Raw genomic sequence first — 21,148 nt, 5'->3', positions numbered from 1 at the left:
ACGGACATGATCGACATTGACCCCCCCGGCTTTCAGCCACCCCGCCCGATCGCCGGCGAAGACGGCAATCGACGTACCGTACTTTACGGCGACTACACCGTCTTCAGCGTGTTCCAGCCAGTATTCTCGGTATCGCACCGGCGCGCGATCGGCTATCACGCGTCGCTGCGGGCGCGCGATGCGCAGGGCGATCCGGTGCCGTCCCACGAAGTGTTTACGCAGGCCGCGCGACGCGGCGACCTGCTCGAACTCGGACGGCTCGCGGAGTCTCTGCATCTGGGCAATTTCCAGGTATTCGACAGTCGGGACGAATGGCTCTTCCTGAGCCTGCACCCGGCGGCGCTGCTCGACACGGTCTATGGCGACGTGCTGCTGACGAACCTGAAAACGCTCGGACTCTCGCCACAGCGCGTCGTGCTCGAAGTGCCGGAGCAGGCAGGCGGGGACACGCCTCGCTTTGGGGCGATCGTCGAGAGCTTGCGCAAGGCGGGCTTTCTGATCGCGCTCGGCGGATTTGGCGCCAAGCATTCGAATATCGATCGCGTGTGGCACCTGCATCCGGATATCGTGACACTCGACCGCGGCATTCTCGCCCAGGCAAGCGAGCACTCTTATCTGGAGCGCGTGTTGCCGGGGCTGGTGTCGCTCTTGCACGAATCAGGGCAATTGGTGTTGATGGGCGGGCTGAGCACCGAGCGCGAAGCGCTCATCGCGCTCGAATGCAACGTCGATTTCGTGCAGGGCCAGTATTTCGCCGGCCCCGGCATCGATCCGGTGGAGCCGCTGGCAGCCGCGGTATGCATGGACCAGCTGTCCGACGCATTGCAACTGCGCGTGGCCGAGCGCGAGCGCACGCTCGCGGCACGCCTTGCACCCTACGTCGCGGCTCTCGAATTGGCCAGCGAACTTGCCGCCAACGGGCAAAGCATCGCGCAAGCCGCCGGTGAACTGCTGGCGCTGCCCGATACGGCGCGTTGCTTCCTGCTCGACGCCGCGGGTCGCCAGGTCGGCGATAACGTGCTGCCGGGTGGCGACGTATCGCCACGGGCCAAACGGTTCCGGCCCCTGCTGCACTCCGAGGGCGCGAGTTGGGCGCGCCGCCCCTATTTCATCGAAGCCATGCGCGCGCCCGGGCAAACGCACATCACCGCGCCTTATCTATCGATCAATGAGGCGCATCTGTGCGTGACCGCCTCGATCGCGGCGCCGACCGCGCACGGCATGCAGGTGCTGTGCGTCGACATCAACTGGCAGGCGTCCTAACCCCGCTGGCGCGGCTCGCGCGCCTGCGCCAGCGCCTCTCGCAGTGCCCCGAATGCCGGCGTCTCATAGCCGTCGCGCCACACCAGCCAAGTGTCGATGCGACCCAATGCGACTAGCCGCACGGCCGCCGGTTCGCGCGTGAGTTCGATCACACTGCGCGGGATCACACTCACGCACGTCCCCGATGCAACACAGGCGAGCATCGCGTGATACGAGCCGACCTCCTGGATGTCGAACGGCGTTTCGGCTTGCCCGGACGCCTCACGCAGCCAGTCTTCGGCAAACGCGCGGTAGGTGCACCCACCGCGAAACGCCGCCAGCGATCGCACCGTCAGGTCCTTGGCAGTCTTGACCGGTCGATGATCGGCCGGCAACACCAGCATCAACTCCTCCCCAAACACCGGTTGCCCGGCCAGACCCAATTGCGCGAGATCGAGCGGCGCTTCGTCCTTGGCCGGCAACGGCAGGGCGACCAGCGCACAATCGATGGCCCGGGCCTGCAAAGCCTCCAGCAACTGCCGCGACGGATTGGTGCAAAGGCGGATTTGCACCTCGGGCCATTGGCGGTGATAGCGCGCCAGCACCGCCGGCAAGCGGCTGGCCGCCGTGCTCTCCATCGAGCCGATGCTCAGCAGGCCTTCCGGTACGCCGGGGTGCAGCACCTGGCGCGCCTCTTCGGCGAGCGCCAGCAGGCTCTGCGCGTATCCCAGGAATTTCTCGCCCTGCGGCGACAGGCGCAAGCGCTTGTTGTCGCGCAGGAAAAGCGCCGCGCCGAGCTCTTCCTCGAGTTGCTGGATGCGCGTCGTCACGTTGGACTGCACGCGGCCCAGCCGCTGCGCGGCACGCGTAATGCTGAGCTCTTCGGCAACCACACAAAAAATTTCCAGGGTCGAGTGGTCCACTTAAATTCTCAAAATGAAAATAAAAACATTGAATAAATCTTTTTTTAAGATAATATACGAAGCAAGCTCAATGTTCAAGGTGGCTTGCCATGAACCGTACCGACGAAGTATTGCACTTGCTGAAGATCCAGTATCCGATCATCCAGGCGCCAATGGCCGGCGTCTCCACACCTCGGCTCGCCGCGGCCGTCTCCGAGGCCGGCGCGCTCGGCTCGATCGGCATTGGCGCGAGTTCTGTCGACAAAGCGTGCGAGATGATCGCCGCCACCCGCGCGCTCACCGGCCGGCCGTTTAATGTCAACGTTTTTTGTCATCGCCCCGCAACGGCAAATTCAGCCCGGGAAACGGCCTGGCTGGCGCATTTGCGTCCCTGGTTCGAATCCTTCGGCGCAACCCCGCCCGCCGCGCTGGGCGAAATCTACAAGGGCTTTCTTGCCGATCGCTGCGCGCTCGAGATGCTGCTGCAGGAACGGCCAGCCGTCGTAAGCTTTCATTTCGGCGTGCCGCCGTCGGATTGGGTGCGCGAGTTGCGCGAGGCCGGCGTCGTCACGCTGGGGTGCGCCACTACGCCTGAGGAAGCCGCGCAGATCGAGGCAGCGGGTGTGGACGCAATCATCGCGCAAGGCGCCGAGGCGGGCGGCCACCGTGGCGTTTTCGATCCGGCCCAGGGCGATGCCCAATTCGGCACGCTGGCGCTGGTGCGCCTGATTGCCCGCCAAACCCAGCGGCCGGTAATCGCCGCCGGCGGCATCATGGACGGGCGAGGTATCGCGGCAGCCATGCAATTGGGCGCCGCGGCCGCGCAACTTGGTACGGCGTTCATCCTGTGTCCCGAATCGGCCGCCGACGTGAGTTACCGCACGGCGTTGAGCAGCCAACGGGCGCGGCACACGGCCATCACGGCGGCGATTTCCGGGCGCCCGGCACGCGGGCTGGTCAATCGCTTCGTCACCGACCTGAGCGGGCCAACGTCGCCGCCGGTGCCGGATTATCCGATCGCCTACGACGCGGCGAAAAGGCTGCATGCGGCAGCCAGCGCGCAGGGCAGCAGCGACTTCGCGGCGCACTGGGCCGGGCAAGGCGCGCCGCTGGCGCGCGCGCTGCCGGCGGCTGAATTGGTCGCCACCCTGGCGCAGGAACTCAACGACGTGCGGACGATGTAAGCACGCCCGTTCATCCCTCGACCCCCTGTCGGCAGCAAAAAAGCCTCATGTCCCCCCGTCTCCATTCAACAGGGCTGCGCTCGGCGCAGCCCGCCAAAATCAGCTACGCCGAGCGCAACGCCCGGTACTGGCGGCGCAACCTTGCGATCTGCGTGTTCGGCTCCTTCACGACCCTGGTCAGCCTCAGCATGTTGCTGCCATTTCTGCCTCTTTACGTGCAGGAGTTGGGAATCTCTTCGCCGTCGGCCGTCGTGCAATGGTCCGGCGTGGCATTCGGCGCCACCTTCTTCGGCACGGCAGTCACTGCCCCGCTGTGGGGGCGCCTGGCCGACCGCTACGGGCGCAAGCCGATGCTGGTACGCGCGGCGATCGGCATGGCCGTGGTGATGTCGCTCATCGGCATGGCGCACAGCGTGGTCGAACTGGTCGGGCTTCGCCTGCTGGCCGGGCTGGTCGGTGGCTATGCCTCGGCGTCGATCGTGATGGTCGGCACCCAGGCACCGCGCGAGCGGGCCGGATGGGCTCTCGGCGTGCTTTCGACCGGCGCGCTCGCGGGCAACCTGGTCGGTCCGCTGGTTGGCGGCTTTCTGCCCGACTGGGTCGGTATTCGCGGGACCTTTTTCGTTGGCGGCGCAATGATCGCGGTGGCGGCGGCCGCGACCATCGCACTGGTGCGTGAAGAGTTCGATCACGTGTCCGACGCCAAGCACGCCGCCGCCGCGCAAACTGCCACGCCCACCAAGCCAGACCGTACCCGCATGGCGGCGCTGCTGGTCACCGCAATGATGGTGTTGCTGGCCAATATGTCGATCGAGCCGATCATCACCGTCTATATCGGGCAACTCGGCGTGCCCACCGGTCACCTCGCTCGCATGGCAGGGATCGTGATGGCCTGCTCGGCGCTGGGCAGCCTGCTGACCGCCGCCCGCCTCGGCGCTCTGGCGGACCGCGTCGGCGCCTGGAACGTCATCATCGGCTGCCTGCTGGCAACCGGGCTCGTCATGGTGCCGCAAGCATTCGTGACCCAATGGTGGCAACTGGCGGTGTTGCGCTGCCTGATGGGCATGACCATCGCGGGATTGCTGCCGGCGATCGCCAAGCTGGTGCGTCACTCGGTAGCCGAACACAACTCCGGGAAAACGCTCGGCTATCTGCAGTCGTCCCAGTTCACTGGTCAAGTCGTCGGTCCGCTCATCGGCGGGCAAATCGGCGCCCGGGTTGGCTTGCACGACGTGTTTTTCGTCACCGCGTCGCTGCTGGTGTTATGTGCCGGGCTCAATCATTGGGCCCGCCCGCGAAAGACGCAGCACACGCCTGAGGCGTTGCTCAATGCAGGAGAATGAGATGAACGGTAACACGGCCCAAGCGGGCCTCTCTGGCGCGCAAGCGCCCATCGTCAGCGCATGGCGGGCCACCATGGCCGGCTTCTGCGCCAGCCTCGTGGGCATCGGTATCGCCCGTTTCGCGTACACGCCGCTGCTGCCGGCGATCATCGGTGCGCACTGGTTCGCCCCATCGGCGGCGGCGTACCTCGGGGCCGCCAATCTCGCCGGTTATCTTGGCGGGGCGCTGAGCGCCCGCCCGGCGGCGCGCGCGATGGCAGTGCCGACGATCATTCGCGCGATGATGGCGCTGGCCACCGCCGCATTCTTCGCTTGCGCATTGCCGGTATCGTTTCTGTGGTTCTTCCTTTGGCGCTTTGCCTCCGGCCTGGCAGGCGGCGCGCTGATGGTGCTGGCGGCCCCGGCGGTGCTGCCGCACATCGCGCCAGCGCGCCGCGGGCTGGCCGGCGGCGTGATATTCATGGGCGTGGGTGTCGGTATCGCCGCGTCGGGCACGCTGGTGCCGCTGCTGCTGCGCCACGGACTGACACAGACGTGGCTTGGCCTGGGTATGCTCTCGCTGCTGCTGACCTTGGCCGCCTGGGGAAGCTGGCCGCGCGGGGATGCCGCGCCGGCTCTCGCAGCGGCGCAGCCGCGCCGCGCGCATCAAGTCACGACGCTGCGCGCGCTCTACGCCGAGTATGCGCTGAACGCCGCGGGGCTGGTGCCGCACATGATCTTTCTGGTCGATTTTGTCGCGCGCGGCCTCGGACTGGGCCTGCAGGTCGGGGCCGAATACTGGGTGCTATTCGGCCTGGGCGCCGTGGTCGGACCGCTGCTCAGCGGCCTGTTGGCCGACCGTGTGGGTTTCGGGCGTGCCTTGCGGCTGGCCTATCTGATCCAGGCGATTGCGGTGTCGCTGCCGGCGTTCGGACTGGGATCGATCTGGCTGATGCTCTCGAGCGTGGTGGTCGGCGCTTTCACGCCAGGTATCGTTCCGCTGGTGTTGGGGCGCGTGCATGAATTGCTCGCGCACCATCCGGCCGAACAGAAAACCGCCTGGAGCGCCGCGACCACCAGCTTTGCCGTCATGCAGGCGATCGCGGCCTATGGCATGTCGTACTTGTTCTCCAGTCAAGGGGGCGACTACCGCCTGCTGTTCGTCCTGGGGGTCGCGGCCTTGCTGCTGGCGTTGGCCATCGATTTGGTGGTGGGACACAGTTCACGGCGGTCGTGATCCGCACGCCGCACGCCACCCCAAAGCCAACACGAGATGCATCCGACGACCAACGCCAGACCGGCGATCAGCAGCGCCAAATGCACACTGCCCAGCGGCTGGCCCGCGCGGCTCGCGAGCAGCGACCCGAAAACACCAACGCCAATCACGCCGCCTGTCTGACGCGCGGCGTTCAGGGCCCCCGCGGCAATGCCAGCCTGCTGGCGAGGGGCATTATCGAGCACGGCCGCGGTCATCGCCGGCACGGTCAGCGCGGCGCCGACGCCGGCCGCCAGCAGCGGCGTTACGATGACACCGTAGCGGGTCGCCGGCGTGATGCCCAGCAGCGCGAAATAGCCGCACGCGGCAATCGCCTGGCCCGCCATCATCGGCACCGTGGGGCCGAAGCGTGCGCTCAGCCGGCCGGCGACGAGGTTGGCGACGGTTATCAGCGCCGTCATCGGCAGGAACGCCAGACCGGTCATCAGCGGCGAATAGCCTTTCACTGTCTGAAAAAACAGGCTGAACACGAACATCAGTCCATAGAACGCAAAGTTGACAGTGAGCCCGGTCCAGCAGGCCACGCTCACCACCGACGAGCGGAACAGCGACAACGGCAGCATTGGCTCGGCGCTGCGCGCCTGCACCATCAGAAACAGCGCCCCTGCCACGACGAAACCGCCGAAGCCAGCCATCACCAACGGGTGCGTCCAGCCTAGAGCACCGCTCTCGACGCAGGCAATCGTGATGCCCGACAGCGCAAGCACGGCCAGCAGTTGCCCCGTCAGGTCCAATCCGCGCCCGGGTGTCCTGGGACCCGATGGCGCATGAAACAGCGTCAAGCCGATTCCCACCAGACCGAGGGGTACATTGACGAAGAAGATACTCGGCCAGCCGAGCCGGTAGACCATCAAGCCCCCCACGACCGGTCCGGCCGCCACGGCCAGGCCGCCCACGCCAGCCCAAATGCTGATCGCCCTGGCACGCGCGCCCGGTTCAGGATAAGCGGCATTGAGCAAGGCCAGCGAGGCCGGCACGCACAGCGCCGCGCCAATGCCCTGGACCGCCCGGGCGCCGATCAGCACCGCAATGCTGCCCGACAGGCCGCACGCCAGCGAAGCCGCCGTAAACAGCACGAAACCAGCGACGAAAACGCGCTTTGCGCCGAGCCGGTCACCCAGCGCGCCAGCCGTCAGCAACAGGCTCGCGAATACCAGCGTGTAGGCGTTGAGCACCCACTGCAGGCCGGTGACGCTGGTTTGCAATGAGAGCTGGATGCGCGCCATCGCGACATTGACGACGGTGACGTCGAGCACGACGAGTACGAAGCCGAGGCTGGCGGCGACCAGCGTCCACCCCGGCGAAATGGGACGGCAGGTTGAGCGAGGCAACATGAAAGAGGTCCTGGTGTTGAATGAGCAAAATCTGCACGCACACGCCGGCAAGCCGGCGGCGACATGCACCAGAGACCAGTTTTATTGATCCGAATAATTTGATAAAGATGCCTATACTTGGATCATCTTCCAGAAAAATTTGGTAATGGATCATTTCAAGGCGATGAGCCTGTTCGTACTGACCGTCGATCGCGGCAGCCTGTCGGCCGCGGCCGCGGAATGCGGTTTGTCGCCGACGATGGTGGGCAATCACCTGCAGGCGCTCGAAGCGCATCTGGGTACACGGTTGCTCAACCGCACCACAAGACGGCAGCATCTGACCGAGTTCGGCAAGACTTACTATGACCGCTGCGTCGAAATCCTTGGCCTGGTCGAAGACACCGAGGCGCTCGCGCTCGAGTCGCACAAGGTGCCCAAGGGTCGCTTGCGGATCACATCCTCCGCCGCGTTCGGCACGGAGCGGCTGATACCGGCGCTGGCCGACTATGCGGCGCGCCATCCGGGCGTCGATCTCGACGTCGTAATCACCGATACCGTGGTGGATCTGGCCGAGGAAGGTTTCGAAGCCGCGATCCGCATCGGCAGCCTGCCCGCCTCGAATCTGATCGCTCGCCCGCTGGCGCCCTATCGGCTCGTTATCTGCGCCGCCCCCGGCTATCTGGCACGGCACGGCGAACCACGGCACCCCGATGAACTCGGGCGCCACAATTGCCTCGCCTATACCTATTCGTCGCGCTCCGAATGGCGCTCGACCCAGTCGTCGTGGCGCATGAGCGGCCCGCAGGGGGAGATCAACGTCGCGATTGCGGGCCACCTGCAGGCCGACAGCGCGCAGGGCTTGCGCCGCGCGGCGCTCGCCGGCATGGGCATCGTGCTGCTGCCGGAAATCATGCTGTCCGACGATATCGCCGCCGGCCGTCTGGTACGTCTGCTGCCCGCCTACGCGCCGCCGTCGCGCGCATTGAACCTGCTGTATTTGCAGGATCGGCGCATTTCGCCGAAGCTGCGCAGCTTCATCGATTTTGTCCTCGAACGTTTCGGCCCTGACGCTCGATAACCGCGGCACGCCCCGTCGAGCCGCGCGCAATTAGACGCTGCCCTCCTTTTCAATCACGAGAATGCGCGCCTGCCCGATCGGATGAGCTACGTGCTCGGTGCCGACAGTCGCGTGGAAGATATCGCCCGCGAGCATCGTCACGACCTTTTCCTCGCCGCTTTCGCGGTAGTGCATGTCGACTCGTCCGCTCATGACCGCAAACACCTCTTCTCCGTCATTGACGTGCCACACATAGGGTTCATCCGTCCAATGCAACCGCACGGTAATGCCGTTCAGGTTCGCGATGTCGAGTGCGCCCCAGGCGCGTTGCGCGGTAAATGCGCTGCTTTGGATAAATTGCACGCTGCCTCCTGATCAAAACGATCCGGCCAGTCTAGGCAGGACGATTCATGCCTGCAATGCCGAATCGGGACAGGTTCCGGGCTATTCGCGCCATGGCGGTCGCCACGGCTGTCGACCGAAGCAATGAACGCCGCTCAATCGGGCACCGCCTCGACCAGGTTGCGCTCGGTTTGCCGGCAATACTGCTCGCAGGCGGCACGGGCCACGGCGGCGGCGGCATGCACATGCTTGCCGGCATCGACCCGGCGGCACATCGAAATGACGATCGAGGGCGGGATGGGCTGGATCGGCAGCTCGACGAATTCGCCGCTGGCAATGCCTTCTGCCACGAACAGCGCCGGTATGGCGGCCACGCCGAAGCCGTCCCTGATCAGTTGTACGATCGCCGCCACCGACGGCGAGCAGGTTATGCGAACCTGCCCCGCCGGGATATCCGCCTGGCCCGCCAGGCTGGCGATGATCTGCTCGACCGCCCGCTGCGGCGCGGTGCCCCGCCCGAAGGTCAGCACCGGACGCTGCAGCACACGCTTGATCAGGCCGCTTTTGCGCGGCGAGAACAGGCCTCGGCGCGCGATCCAGCGCACCGGATATATCGCCAATGCCTCCGACATGACCTTATCGCTGTCGATACCCTCGACGCGCAGCACCAGATCGAGCTCACCGGCCAGCAGGCGGCGCTGCAGCACGCCGCTCGCGTCGACCGTCAGATCGACCTCGAGCTCCGGATACGCCGCATCCAGCTCCTCGATGTAGCGCGCCAGCCAGCTGTGCACGATCGATTCGTTGACCCCCAGGCGCAGCGTGCCGTGCACGCGGTCCTGCGCGTGTGCTGCGGCCTGCATCTTGCGCACCGCGCCGACGACCGCGCGAGCGTGGCTGAGCAGGTGCTCGCCGTTGGCAGTCAGACGGAACGTCTTTGACGAGCGGTCGATCAGGTCGGTGCCCAATTCCTGCTCCAGACTCTTGACCCGCAGCGAAATGGCCGCCGGTGTCGCATGCAATTCGCGCGCCGTTGCACGAAAACTGCGCAAGTGGGCCAGCGTGACAAAGGTCTCGATGAAACGCGTATTCATGGAGGGCTCAGGAGAAGTGATTCCGTCGTTAAGAAAAACTATACATTTTCATAAAAAAAACTCGATAGCAACGCATTTGATTTAAATTTATCCTCTGATCAATGCCTCTTTGGCCCCTCGCGGAATAACGTCATGACCCCTTCAGAATTCAGGCAGCAAGTTCGCCGCGGAGACTTTCGCCGCCCTACCGCCGGCTACTGCGGCGAATTCGCCCAGGCCAATCTGGTCGTGTTGCCCAAGGCTCACGCCGACGACTTCCTGCGTTTTTGTACCTTCAACCCGAAACCCTGCCCACTGCTGGGCGTGGGCGAGCCGGGCCAGTGGCAGGTGCCTTCGCTGGGCCGGGACGTCGACATTCGGACCGATATTCCGCGTTATTACGTCTATCGGGACGGCCAGGTGGCTGAGGAATTGGATTCGCTGGAGACAATCTGGCAAAAGGACTTCGTCACGTTCGCGATCGGCTGCTCCTTCTCGTTCGAGTACATGCTGGCACAGGCAGGTGTGCCGCTGCGGCATATCGAGGAAGAACGGAACGTATCGATGTACCGCACCAACATGGCGAACGTCGCGGCCGGCCCGTTCGGCGGCAATCTGGTCGTTTCGATGCGGCCGATGCGAGGCGCGGATGCGATCCGCGCGGTGCAGATCACCAGCCGCTTCCCGGCCGTGCACGGCGCGCCGGTGCATATCGGCGACCCGCGAGAGATCGGCATCGCCGACCTGCAGGCGCCCGACTATGGCGATCCAGTCACCGTCAAGCCGAACGAACTTCCGGTCTTCTGGGCCTGCGGAGTGACGCCTCAGGAAGCGCTGCGCGCGGCGCGCCTGCCGATCGCAATCACGCATAAGCCGGGGCATATGCTGATGACCGACATTCCCAATTCACGCCTGGCCGTGTTCTGAGCCGGCGCCATACGCCGGCAGTGCGATGGCGGCACGGCCGGCGAGCCGCTCCGGCGCCATCTCGCAACCCGCAATTCCCGCCGCGCATGACGTAGAATAGAGCCTTTACGTGTTCTGACGCATCATGCCCCTCGCCTCCACAGAAGAAATCATTGCAGAGCTCAAGGCCGGCCGCATGGTCGTGCTGGTCGACGAGGAGGATCGCGAGAACGAGGGTGACCTGGTGCTGGCGGCCGACTTCGTCACGCCGGAAGCGATCAACTTCATGTCGAAGTACGGCCGCGGGCTGATTTGCCTGACCCTGACGCAAGAGCGCTGCCGCCAGCTGAATTTGCCGCTGATGACACACCGCAATGGCACCCAGTACGGCACCGCGTTCACCATCAGCATCGAAGCGGCCGAGGGCGTGACCACCGGCATTTCCGCCGCAGATCGCGCACGCACGGTGCAAACCGCGATCGCTGCGGGCGCCAGCGCCGAAGACATCGTTCAACCCGGACACGTATTTCCGATCATGGCCCAGCCCGGCGGTGTGCTGATGCGCGCCGGGCACACCGAGGCCGGCTGCGATCTGACGCACCTGGCGGGCCTGACGCCTGCCGCGGTGATCTGCGAGATCATGAAAGACGACGGTACGATGGCGCGCTTGCCGGATTTGCTCGAGTTCGCCGAAACGCACGATATCAAGATCGGCACCATCGTCGACCTGATCCATTACCGCAGTCGGACCGAATCCGTCATCGAGCGCGTCGCTTCGCGCGAAATGCAAACGGCTCACGGCCCGTTCCAGGCCACCCTGTATCGCGACAAACCGAGCGGCATGCCTCATCTGGCGCTGGTGCGCGGCACCCCGCGCCCAGAGACCGAAACCCTGGTGCGCGTGCACGAGCCGTTGTCGGCCCTCGATCTGCTCGAAACAGCCTCCACCACGCATTCCTGGACGCTGCACAATGCCATGCAGGAAATCGCCGAGGTCGGACAGGGCGTGATCGTGCTGCTCAATTGCGCCGACAACCGCGAGCATTTCTTCACGCTGTTTTCAGCGTTCGACGAACAGGAGCGGGCCGCGGCGCTCAAGCGACGCCCGATGGATTTCCGCACCCATGGCATCGGCGCCCAGATCCTGCGCGACGTTGGCGTGAGCAAAATGCGGGTGCTCTCAAGCCCGCGCAAGATTCCGAACATGGCAGGTTACGGCCTGGAAGTTTGCGGATTTCAACCCACACCCAAGGCAATGGCCTGATAATTACGGTTTACCGCCCACACTGCACTGTTTGAAGAAGCTGTTGCAAGATTCGGCGAAGCGGTTTCGCAGTCCGGCTCGGCCTGGCAATTCGGACGCGTCAGACGATCCATGCCGACCGTGCCGCCCCCCATTTTGATTTTCAACGGCCTCGAAGGAAAAATGCCATGGACATTGGACAATATCAACCCGAACTGGACGGCGAAGGGTTGCGCATCGGCATCGTACAGGCCCGCTTCAACACCAGCGTCGGCCATGAACTGCGCGAAGCCTGTGTTGCCGAGCTCGAACGCCTGGGCGTCGCGGGCGAGGACGTGCTGCTGATCACCGTGCCCGGCGCTCTGGAGATTCCGCTGGCACTGCAAAAACTGGCCGAAAGCGGCCAATTCGACGCCCTGGTGGCAATCGGCGCGGTGATTCGCGGCGAGACCTACCATTTCGAGCTGGTCTCGAACGAGAGCGGCGCCGGCATCAGCCGCATCGGGTTGGACTTCGGCATCCCGGTGGCCAATGCGGTACTCACCACCGATACCGACGAACAAGCCCATGCGCGCAGTGCCGAGAAAGGGCGGGACGCGGCACGCGTGGCCGTCGAAATGGCCAATCTGCTCGAAGCGCTCGACCTGCTCAACGGCGAAGACGACGACGAGGACGAGGGCGACGACGAGCCGACCGCCATCGACGAGGAACTTAGGTAATGACGACCAAGAGTGCACGACGCCGCGCCCGGGAGTTGGCGCTGCAAGGCATGTACCAGTGGCTGCTCTCGCGCAGCGACGCCGGCGAGATCGACGCGCACCTGCGCGCCTCGCCGGGTTTCGAGAAGGCCGACAAGACGCATCTCGACGCACTGCTGCACAGCGCGATTCGCGAGGCCAGCGATCTGTCCGCGCAACTGCAACCCTATCTCGACAGGCCTGTGGCCGAATTGTCGCCGGTCGAGCACGCGGTATTGCTGATCGGCGCGGTCGAGTTGCGTCATCACCTCGACATCCCTTACAAGGTCGTGATCAACGAGGCGGTCGAACTGGCGAAGACATTCGGCGGCGCCGACGGATTCCGCTATGTCAACGGCGTACTGGACAAATTCGCCGCGCAAGCGCGCGCACCGGAGGTCGAGGCGGCGCGCAACGCACCGCCCCGCGCACGTTCCGCCAACTGATCACCCCCATACGTGACGATGGACCGCCTGACCTGTGCCTTGCAGCTCGCCGAGCGCGTAGCCCATATCGCCCCCTTCCATGTGATGGAACTGGCCAAGCAGGCCGCCCATCTCGAGCACGCGGGGCGCCCGATCATTCATATGGGGATCGGCGAACCCGATTTCACCGCGCCCGAGCCGGTCGTGGCAGCCGCCGCTCAAGCGATGCGCGACGGCCGCACGCAGTACACGAGCGCCCTCGGATTGCGGCAGCTGCGCGAGGCCATTGCCGGCTTTTACCGTGCCCAGCACGGACTGGACGTCGCGCCGGAGCGCATTATCGTCACGGCGGGCGCATCGGCTGCCCTGGTGCTGGCGTGCGCCGCGCTCGTCAACCCGGGCGACGAAGTGCTGATGCCCGACCCCTGCTATCCGTGCAATCGCCATTTCGTGGCCGCCTTCGACGGCCGGCCGGTGCTGGTCCCAAGCGGGCCGGCGGACCGCTTTCAACTGAGCGCCGAGCACGTCGAGGCCCATTGGGGGCCTCGTACGCGCGGCGTGCTGCTTGCCTCGCCGTCGAACCCGACCGGTACGTCGATCGCGCCGGCCGAACTGGCGCGTATCGCGCGCATCGCCCGCGAGCGTGGCGGCTTCACGGTGGTCGACGAAATCTATCAGGGCCTGTCATATGATGCCCCGCCCGTGAGCGCGCTGGCCCACGGCGACGACATTCTGGTGGTCAACAGCTTCTCGAAGTATTTCAACATGACCGGCTGGCGCCTGGGCTGGCTGGTCGTGCCGCCGGCGCTGGTTCCGGATTTCGAGAAACTCTCGCAGAATTTGTTCATTTGCCCGTCGGCTGTCGCGCAGTATGCGGCGGTGGCGTGTTTTTCACCGGAAGCCCTGGCGATCTACGAACAGCGCAAGGAAGAATTCCGGCAGCGCCGGGATTTCATCGTGCCCGCGCTGGAGAAGCTCGGCTTTCAGGTACCGGTCAAGCCGGACGGCGCCTTCTATGTGTACGCCGACGTCAGCGCCGTCAACCATCCGGCGCGGCATGACAGCGACGCCCTGACTCAGGCGCTGCTCCACGAAGCCGAAGTCGTCCTCGTACCCGGTCTCGATTTCGGCCACGCCGATCCGCGCCGCTACATCCGCCTGTCTTACGCAACCTCGCAAGCGAAACTGCACGAAGCGGTCGAGCGCCTGGCGCGACGCCTGGCCTGAGCGCCCGGAAAATCGCGCCGACAAAAAAAGGAGCCGAAGCTCCTTTTTTCATCAATATTGCCACGGCGAATGTGCCGTTGACGCACAGACTCAGGCTGCGCTGCCGTCCTTGCCGGTCGCATCAGCATCGATCGTTGCACCTTGCCCGGCGGCTTTGACCTTTTCGATCGCCGCCGAATTTTGCGGCGCTGTCGGCGTGGTCGTGGACGGTTCCACGGCAGGCTGCACCGCCTTGCCCGCCGTTTTGCCGGCTGTCTTGCCTTGTTGCGACACGAGCACCGGCGCCTGCGGCGCAGTCACCGACACGTGGCGCCCCAGCGCCACGCTGCGCAAGCGATTGCGCTCGGCCAGCACCTTGGCGCCATAGCCGCCGTCGTTGGTACTGGTGGATCCGACATACAGACGCAGCCCGTTGGCCAACGAACCGCCACGGGCGATGCATTCCTTCAAAATCAATGCGCCGACCTTGATGTTGGTCAGCGGATGCAGCGCCGCGTCAGCGCCACCGAAGTAGGCTAGCTTGTCCATATGGACCTTGGACATCACCTGCATCAAGCCCTGCGCACCGACGCCGCTCTCGGCATAGGGGTTGAAGCCCGATTCAATGGCCATTACGGCCAGCAGCAGCAACGGATCGAGCCCAACCTGCTGCCCGGTCGTATAAGAGGCCTTCACCAGATTGGCGGTGACGTCGCTGGCCACGTGATAACGTTTGGCCAGGTATTCGGCTACCAGTACCTGCTCCTTGGTGGTCAGCGGCATCTGGCCATTGCGGGCGTCGACGGCAATTCGCTTGTTGGGGATATAGGAAGCCAGCACTGCAATCGACGGCGCGTGCTGCGCAGCCTTGGCGATCAGGTCGGCATCGCCAGCAGGGGATGGCACCGAAGACGTCGAAGCGGCCTGCTTGCCCGTGGCAGCAGCCAGCAGCGGCGCCACCTGGGCGGCGAGTTGACTACGCAGCGCCGGTTGGGTCCAAAGCGCCATCGCGCCCAGCACCGACAACAAACCGACCGCGCTGAAGCCGTAGAGACTGACACGGCTGCTGTGCCGCAATACGCGACGCCAATCCAGTCCGGCGGCGCGCGCGCTGTCGCTGGATTTTTCGGCGCGACCGGCCAGCAATTGCCAAGATTTAACGTTAGACAACTTCATTGCAACTTACTCCTCTGACGCCACGTTCGCCGGCACGCCGGCGCATGGATGAGCCCACGGAGGCCTCGCGGCCTTCCCCCGGGTTGCTCATGCGGCATTTTGGAACAGGGCGGCTGCACCAAGCGGTTGGCACGGCCGCGCAGCGCATTGGCATGTCTCTGGGCCAATGTCGAGGAATCGAAATCCCCGCTGCTTCCTAAAAAACCGGCTCCCGAATAGCTGAGCGCTGGGAACCGGTCACTGAAAATCCACGTCGGTGTTGTAGTTGTCGCGCATCACAGTCGGGAGTTTCCCGGCACCTGTGTCACGCTTTATTGGATTCGACGAGCGGATTCTAGCAAGGATATATAAATGGTCAATACTATAAAAATCAATTTCAATTACTAAAAGTAATTAAAATTCACAAACGAACTTGCCGTTATTGTGGGCTCAGTCGGTAAAATGCACGGCATACCGGGGATTTCCGGTCGTTCAGCGTTGTCATGGGCCGGCAATAATTGCCGAATTTTTTTCTTCCCCGTTACGATTTGTTGCATGAATTACCACGACTTGCGGGACTTCTCCGAGCAATTGGAACATCTGGGCGAACTCAAGCGCGTAAGCGCCGAAGTATCGCCGAACCTGGAAATGACCGCGCTGTGTGATCGAACCTTGCGCGCCGGCGGTCCGGCACTGTGGTTCGAGCGCCCCACGGCCCACACCATGCCGGTGCTCGCCAATTTATTTGGCACTCCACGCCGAGTGGCGCTCGGCATGGGTATCGACGGCGACGCGGATCCACTGCTCGAGTTACGCAACATCGGCCGGCTCCTGTCGGCGCTCAAGGAGCCCGAGCCCCCGCGTGGCCTGAAGGATGCCGGGAAATTGTTGTCGCTGGCCAAGGCTGTCTGGGACATGGGCCCGAAGGTCGTTGGCAGTCCTGTATGTCAGGAAATCGTTTGGGAAGGCAATGACGTCGATTTGGCGCGCCTGCCGATCCAGACCTGCTGGCCCGGCGACGTCGCGCCACTCATCACCTGGGGCTTGGTGGTCACCCAGGGGCCGCACCGCAAGCGGCAGAATCTCGGCATTTATCGCCAGCAGGTGATCGGCCGCAACCAGGTCATCATGCGCTGGCTCGCCCACCGCGGCGGTGCGCTCGATTTTCGCGAGTTCGCGCTCGCCAACCCCGGCCAGCCGTTTCCGATCGCGGTAGTGCTCGGCGCCGATCCCGCGACCACGCTCGGAGCGGTCACACCGGTACCGGATACGCTGTCGGAGTATCAATTCGCCGGCCTGTTGCGCGGCGGGCGCACCGAACTGGCCAAATGCCTGAGCCCCGGGCTCGAAGCCCTGCGTGTGCCGGCGCGGGCGGAAATCGTGCTGGAGGGATTTATCCGTCCGGCCGCGCATCAGCCCGTGGTGCCGGCCGGCGCGCCGCCAGCGCCCCGCCAGGGCGCCACCGCCGGCTACGAGCACGCATTGGAGGGCCCCTACGGCGACCACACGGGCTACTACAACGAGCAGGAATGGTTCCCGGTCATGACGATCGAGCGCATCACGATGCGTCGCGATCCGGTCTACCACTCCACGTATACCGGCAAGCCGCCTGACGAGCCGGCGATTCTGGGCGTGGCGCTCAACGAAGTATTCGTGCCGTTGCTGCAAAAGCAATTCGCTGAAATCACCGACTTCTACCTGCCGCCGGAGGGATGCAGCTACCGGATGGCCATCGTGCAGATGAAAAAGAGCTATCCCGGTCACGCCAAGCGGGTGATGTTCGGGGTATGGAGCTTTCTGCGCCAGTTCATGTACACCAAGTTCATCGTGGTGGTCGACGAAGACGTCAATATTCGCGACTGGAAAGAGGTCATCTGGGCCATGACCACGCGGGTCGACCCGATTCGCGACACTACCCTGGTCGACCAGACACCGATCGACTATCTCGATTTCGCTTCGCCGGTCGCCGGCCTGGGTTCCAAAATGGGCATCGATGCCACCAACAAGTGGCCGGGCGAAACCCAACGCGAATGGGGCCGTCCGATCGAGATGGATCCCGCCGTCGACGCTCGCATGGCGGCGCTGTGGCGCGAGCTCGGACTGGGCGCCTGAAAGGTCGAAGCATTTGCGTTATGCTGAGCGATGCCGGTGCGGTACGTCCGCATCGCGACAATTTTGTTAATATATTAATTAAATAGCTGGACTGCCACACCGTGGGCTTGCGGTTCGCGTGCTCGGCCCACCCCTATTCCATTGCCACCTTGCATGAGGAGTTCACTGTGTCTCACCCCGCCCTCGCCAAATTGAAAGATGCCGCTCTGCTGAAGACCGGAGCCTATATCGACGGCGCCTGGATCGGCGCCGATTCGAAGGCGACATTCGCCGTCGTCGACCCCGCAACCCGGGCCGAGATTGCCCAGGTTGCCGATCTGAGCGAGACGGAAACCGAGCGCGCGATTGCCGCGGCCGATGCCGCGCTGCCGGCCTGGCGTGCGAAGACCGGCAAGGAGCGCGCGGCGATTCTGCGCGCCTGGTTCGATCTGGTGATCGCCCATCAGGACGATCTGGCGGCCATCATGACCGCCGAGCAAGGCAAGCCGCTGGCCGAGGCCAAGGGAGAAGTCGTGTATGGCGCGTCGTTTCTCGAATGGTTCGCCGAGGAAGCCAAGCGGGTGTGCGGTGACGTGCTCGACAGCCCGCAACCCGGCAAACGCATGTTTACGATCAAACAGCCGATTGGCGTGTGCGCCTCGATCACCCCGTGGAACTTCCCGATTGCGATGATCACGCGCAAGGTCGCCCCGGCGATCGCCGCCGGCTGCACGATCGTCGTCAAGCCGGCGGAGCAAACGCCGCTGTCGGCACTGGCGCTGGCCGAACTGGCCGATCGCGCCGGCATCCCGAAAGGTGTTTTCAACGTGATCACCGCCGACAGCGACAACTCGATCAAGGTCGGCAAGGTGCTGTGCGCGAGTCCGCGCGTGCGTCACATGTCGTTTACCGGCTCCACGCCGGTGGGCCGCATCCTGATGCAGCAGTGCGCGCCGACGGTCAAGAAAATGGCGCTCGAACTGGGCGGCCATGCGCCGTTCATCGTTTTCGACGACGCCGATCTGGGCGCCGCGATCGAAGGCGCGATCGCCTCGAAATACCGCAACGCCGGCCAAACGTGCGTGTGTACCAACCGCTTTTACGTGCAGGAAAAGCTGTATGACGCCTTTGTCGAGAAGCTGGCCGAGGCCGTCAAGAAGCTGCGCGTCGGCAACGGTTTCGAGCCGGGCGTCAATCAGGGGCCGCTGATCGACGACGCCGCGGTCAAGAAGGTCTCGGAGCATATCGCGGATGCACAGAGCAAGGGGGCCCGCGTGGCCACCGGCGGCAAGGTGATTTCCGGCCACTTCGTCGAACCGACCGTGCTGGCGGGCGCCACCAAGAACATGCTGATCGCGCAGGAAGAGACCTTCGGGCCGGTCGCAGCGGTGTTCAAGTTCAAGGACGAAGCCGAAGTGGTTCAGTTGGCCAACGACACCGACTTCGGCCTGGCTTCGTACTTCTATAGCCGCGACATCGGCCGCGTATGGCGCGTGGCGGAGGCGCTGGATTACGGCATGGTCGGCATCAACACCGGCATCATTTCCAACGAGGTCGCGCCGTTCGGTGGCGTCAAGCAATCCGGCCTGGGCCGCGAGGGATCGAAGTACGGCATGGACGAGTACCTGGAAATCAAGTATCTGTGCATGGCCGGCATGTAGCCAAGGCCGTTCGCGTGCGATCGGCAACGGCGACGCACGCGAATACAACAGGAAGGGGCGGTGCGACCGCCCCTTTTTGATGCGCGTTATGTATTGCGCCGGGCGCGCCGGCGCTCGATAAACAAGCTGTTGCCGGATTGCCGCTTGGCCATTTTCTTGGCCTCGGCCGCCGCCACCGAAACGTCGACGTGCGACAGGTAGCTGTCCTGCTCGACCACCACCGCGCCGATCGACAGGCTCGTGAGCGGATACAGCATTACCTGACCGCGTCGATCCTCGGCTTCGAAGCCGCCGGCCCGGATCTGGTCCGGCCCGAAGAAATCGCCGACAACCTCCTCAAAGCGCTCCAATGCGGCACGACAGCGCGACTCCCAATCGGCACTTTGGAACAGCAGCAGAAAATCGTCCCCGCCGATATGGCCGAGAAAATCGCAAGCCGGGTTGCGCACGGCCATCAACACCCTGGCGAGCGCCTGGATCAGATCGTCACCGCGCCGATAACCGAAGACGTCGTTGAATGGCTTGAAATTGTCCAGGTCGCAATAGCAGGCCTGGAAGGGCATGCGGCTGGCGAGCAAATAGTCGATATAGTCGTCGATCGGCACATTGCCGGGCAACAGGGTAAGCGGGTTGGCATAGCGGGCGGCATCGAGTTGCATGTCGGTGATCTGGCGCAACAATGCGTGTCCCTGCACGACACCGACGTAGCGATCGCCCTCGGTGACCACGAAGCCGCCGATCAGGTGATGAGCGGTGCCGTCGGCGATCAGGCGGCTCAGCTCCTCGATGCGGGTGTTCTGCTCGACCACCAGCGGCATGTTCTCCATCAGGGTCGAACACGGCTTGCGGCCATACAGCTCGCGCGTGAAGCGTCGCGCAAAGCGACCCAGCAGCGCGCTGCGGCTGATCAGTCCGACCGGTGTCTCGCCGGCCACGACAGGCAGCGCCTCGAGTGCCGAATCCCGCTCGAAGCGCGCCATGACGTCTTCGCTCAATTCGTCGGGTGAGACCGGCAATACGTAGCGCGCCAATTGTGCGACCGTGCCGGCTCCGTTGCCGAGCGCGAACCCCTCGCCCAGCCGGCTGGGTTGTGGGTGCATGTGAGCGCCGCGCTGGCTCAGCGCAACCCGCACGGCAGGCGTCAATTCGGGATCGGGCAGTGCGGTTGGCCGGGCGATGAAGTACCCCTGGCCGAAGAAGATGCCCAGATCGCGCACCACCTGAAATTGGGCGGCCTGTTCGATACCCTCGGCGATCACTCGGGTGCCGCTGGTGTCGGCGATCTGCCGGATCGAGCGCACGAACTGCAGCTTGAGCGAGTCGGTATCGATACCGTCGATGAAATGCTGGTCGATTTTGACGTAGTCCGGCCGCAGTTCGGACCACAGGCGCAGGCTCGCGTAGCCCTCGCCCAGGTCGTCCAGCGCGATCTCGAAACCGAGCGCCCGGTAATCCTGCAGGGTCGCGCGCGTCTCCGGCAGGTCGAGCGTTGGCTGATGCTCGGTCAGCTCCAGCACGATACGATCCGGCGTCAATTCGATCTGATGCAGGAAGTCCAGCGTCTGCATCAAGGCCAGCGCCGGCTCATGACCGACCGCCTCGACCGGGCTGATATTGAGGAACAGCTTGCCCGGCAGGCCGAGCCGCGCGAACGCCGAGAGCACGGTGCGGCGGCACTGAAGCTCGACTTCGTGCGCGCGCCCCAACCGCTTGGCCGCGGCAAACAGCGCCAATGGCCGGGCCAGCGCGGTACCGACCGGGCCGCGCACGAGCCCTTCATAGCCGCTCAGTCGAGCGGTACGGAAATCCAGAATTGGCTGGAACTCGGCGAATAGACCGTCGCCCTGGCAAATCGCCTCGATCAGAGCGGCTTCCTGCCCGGATGTTTCGATCATGTGACGCACAGCTCCGGGCATGACACCGGACGAGGCATTGTCGAATGGTTCGGTCGACACAGGATTGGACGAACGCAAGAAGCGACTCCGCAGGAAGGCGTTTGGCTGGCACTGATCG

At 64.4% G+C, this 21,148-nt stretch carries 18 protein-coding genes; 12 read left to right on the top strand and 6 right to left on the bottom strand.

What is annotated here, in order from left to right; genetic code table 11:
• Positions 1–6: 6 nt before the first annotated feature.
• Positions 7–1,263: a sensor domain-containing phosphodiesterase gene (locus tag PATSB16_RS01185; protein WP_047216073.1), complete on the top strand. Its 1,257-nt coding sequence runs from the start codon at positions 7–9 to the stop codon at positions 1,261–1,263.
• Here PATSB16_RS01185 and PATSB16_RS01180 read toward each other — a convergent pair.
• A complete protein-coding gene (locus PATSB16_RS01180) occupies positions 1,260–2,165 on the bottom strand; it encodes a LysR family transcriptional regulator (protein WP_047216072.1) in 906 nt (301 codons plus the stop codon). The genes PATSB16_RS01185 and PATSB16_RS01180 overlap by 4 nt on opposite strands.
• An 89-nt stretch (positions 2,166–2,254) precedes the next feature.
• Here PATSB16_RS01180 and PATSB16_RS01175 point away from each other — a divergent pair, with 89 nt between their 5' ends.
• From PATSB16_RS01175 to PATSB16_RS01165, 3 genes are read left to right on the top strand one after another with little or no spacing between them, the layout of a single operon-like run.
• A complete protein-coding gene (locus tag PATSB16_RS01175; protein ID WP_047216071.1) occupies positions 2,255–3,328 on the top strand; it encodes an NAD(P)H-dependent flavin oxidoreductase in 1,074 nt (357 codons plus the stop codon).
• A 47-nt stretch (positions 3,329–3,375) separates the two neighbouring features.
• Entirely contained in the window at positions 3,376–4,671 is a 1,296-nt protein-coding gene (locus tag PATSB16_RS01170; protein WP_047216069.1) for an MFS transporter, read from the top strand.
• Position 4,672: 1 nt separating this feature from the next.
• The gene (locus tag PATSB16_RS01165) at positions 4,673–5,887 is read left to right on the top strand and encodes a YbfB/YjiJ family MFS transporter (protein ID WP_047216068.1); all 1,215 of its coding nucleotides are present in this window, start codon (positions 4,673–4,675) and stop codon (positions 5,885–5,887) included.
• Here PATSB16_RS01165 and PATSB16_RS01160 read toward each other — a convergent pair.
• Positions 5,797–7,260 (bottom strand): MFS transporter, encoded by a 1,464-nt coding sequence (locus tag PATSB16_RS01160; protein WP_083566634.1) that lies wholly within the window; start codon positions 7,258–7,260, stop codon positions 5,797–5,799. The two genes, PATSB16_RS01165 and PATSB16_RS01160, sit on opposite strands and share 91 nt — an antisense overlap.
• Before the next feature lie 145 nt (positions 7,261–7,405).
• Between PATSB16_RS01160 and PATSB16_RS01155 the strand changes: the two genes are divergently transcribed.
• Entirely contained in the window at positions 7,406–8,317 is a 912-nt protein-coding gene (locus tag PATSB16_RS01155; protein WP_047216067.1) for a LysR family transcriptional regulator, read from the top strand.
• 30 nt (positions 8,318–8,347) lie between these two features.
• Here PATSB16_RS01155 and PATSB16_RS01150 read toward each other — a convergent pair whose 3' ends face one another.
• Both PATSB16_RS01150 and PATSB16_RS01145 read right to left on the bottom strand, forming a co-directional pair.
• Complete coding sequence (locus tag PATSB16_RS01150) at positions 8,348–8,659, bottom strand: cupin domain-containing protein (protein ID WP_047216066.1); 312 nt, start codon at positions 8,657–8,659, stop codon at positions 8,348–8,350.
• Between the two features lie 134 nt (positions 8,660–8,793).
• Positions 8,794–9,732: a LysR family transcriptional regulator gene (locus tag PATSB16_RS01145; RefSeq protein WP_047216064.1), complete on the bottom strand. Its 939-nt coding sequence runs from the start codon at positions 9,730–9,732 to the stop codon at positions 8,794–8,796.
• 132 nt (positions 9,733–9,864) lie between these two features.
• On the opposite strand from PATSB16_RS01145, the gene PATSB16_RS01140 reads away from it, so the two are divergent.
• The 5 genes from PATSB16_RS01140 (at position 9,865) to PATSB16_RS01120 (ending at position 14,249) form a co-directional block, all read left to right on the top strand.
• The gene (locus PATSB16_RS01140) at positions 9,865–10,638 is read left to right on the top strand and encodes a putative hydro-lyase (protein WP_047216063.1); all 774 of its coding nucleotides are present in this window, start codon (positions 9,865–9,867) and stop codon (positions 10,636–10,638) included.
• A gap of 124 nt (positions 10,639–10,762) precedes the next feature.
• Positions 10,763–11,881: a bifunctional 3,4-dihydroxy-2-butanone-4-phosphate synthase/GTP cyclohydrolase II gene (gene ribBA / locus PATSB16_RS01135; protein ID WP_047216062.1), complete on the top strand. Its 1,119-nt coding sequence runs from the start codon at positions 10,763–10,765 to the stop codon at positions 11,879–11,881.
• 167 nt (positions 11,882–12,048) lie between these two features.
• Positions 12,049–12,579 carry a 6,7-dimethyl-8-ribityllumazine synthase gene (ribH, locus tag PATSB16_RS01130; protein WP_047216061.1) on the top strand — a complete coding sequence of 177 codons (531 nt, stop codon included), beginning with the start codon at positions 12,049–12,051 and terminating at the stop codon, positions 12,577–12,579.
• Complete coding sequence (gene nusB / locus PATSB16_RS01125; RefSeq protein WP_047216060.1) at positions 12,579–13,043, top strand: transcription antitermination factor NusB; 465 nt, start codon at positions 12,579–12,581, stop codon at positions 13,041–13,043. Before ribH ends, nusB begins: the two co-directional genes overlap by 1 nt.
• Before the next feature lie 18 nt (positions 13,044–13,061).
• A complete protein-coding gene (locus tag PATSB16_RS01120) occupies positions 13,062–14,249 on the top strand; it encodes a pyridoxal phosphate-dependent aminotransferase (RefSeq protein ID WP_047216059.1) in 1,188 nt (395 codons plus the stop codon).
• 90 nt (positions 14,250–14,339) lie between these two features.
• Here PATSB16_RS01120 and PATSB16_RS01115 read toward each other — a convergent pair whose 3' ends face one another.
• The gene (locus tag PATSB16_RS01115; RefSeq protein ID WP_052892774.1) at positions 14,340–15,404 is read right to left on the bottom strand and encodes a lytic transglycosylase domain-containing protein; all 1,065 of its coding nucleotides are present in this window, start codon (positions 15,402–15,404) and stop codon (positions 14,340–14,342) included.
• Positions 15,405–15,938: 534 nt separating this feature from the next.
• Here PATSB16_RS01115 and PATSB16_RS01110 point away from each other — a divergent pair.
• A complete protein-coding gene (locus PATSB16_RS01110) occupies positions 15,939–17,495 on the top strand; it encodes a UbiD family decarboxylase (protein WP_047216057.1) in 1,557 nt (518 codons plus the stop codon).
• A 167-nt stretch (positions 17,496–17,662) separates the two neighbouring features.
• Positions 17,663–19,135, top strand: coding sequence for an NAD-dependent succinate-semialdehyde dehydrogenase (locus tag PATSB16_RS01105; protein WP_083566633.1), 1,473 nt, complete (start codon positions 17,663–17,665; stop codon positions 19,133–19,135).
• Positions 19,136–19,221: 86 nt separating this feature from the next.
• Here the strand turns inward: PATSB16_RS01105 and PATSB16_RS01100 are convergent, their stop codons facing one another.
• Positions 19,222–21,030 carry an EAL domain-containing protein gene (locus PATSB16_RS01100; RefSeq protein WP_047216055.1) on the bottom strand — a complete coding sequence of 603 codons (1,809 nt, stop codon included), beginning with the start codon at positions 21,028–21,030 and terminating at the stop codon, positions 19,222–19,224.
• Positions 21,031–21,148 lie beyond the last annotated feature (118 nt).

It is taken from the genome of Pandoraea thiooxydans (assembly GCF_001931675.1).
Lineage (GTDB): Bacteria > Pseudomonadota > Gammaproteobacteria > Burkholderiales > Burkholderiaceae > Pandoraea > Pandoraea thiooxydans.
The sequence above is the reverse complement of the archived record's forward strand: the minus strand, read 5'-3'. Positions and strand labels throughout refer to the sequence as shown.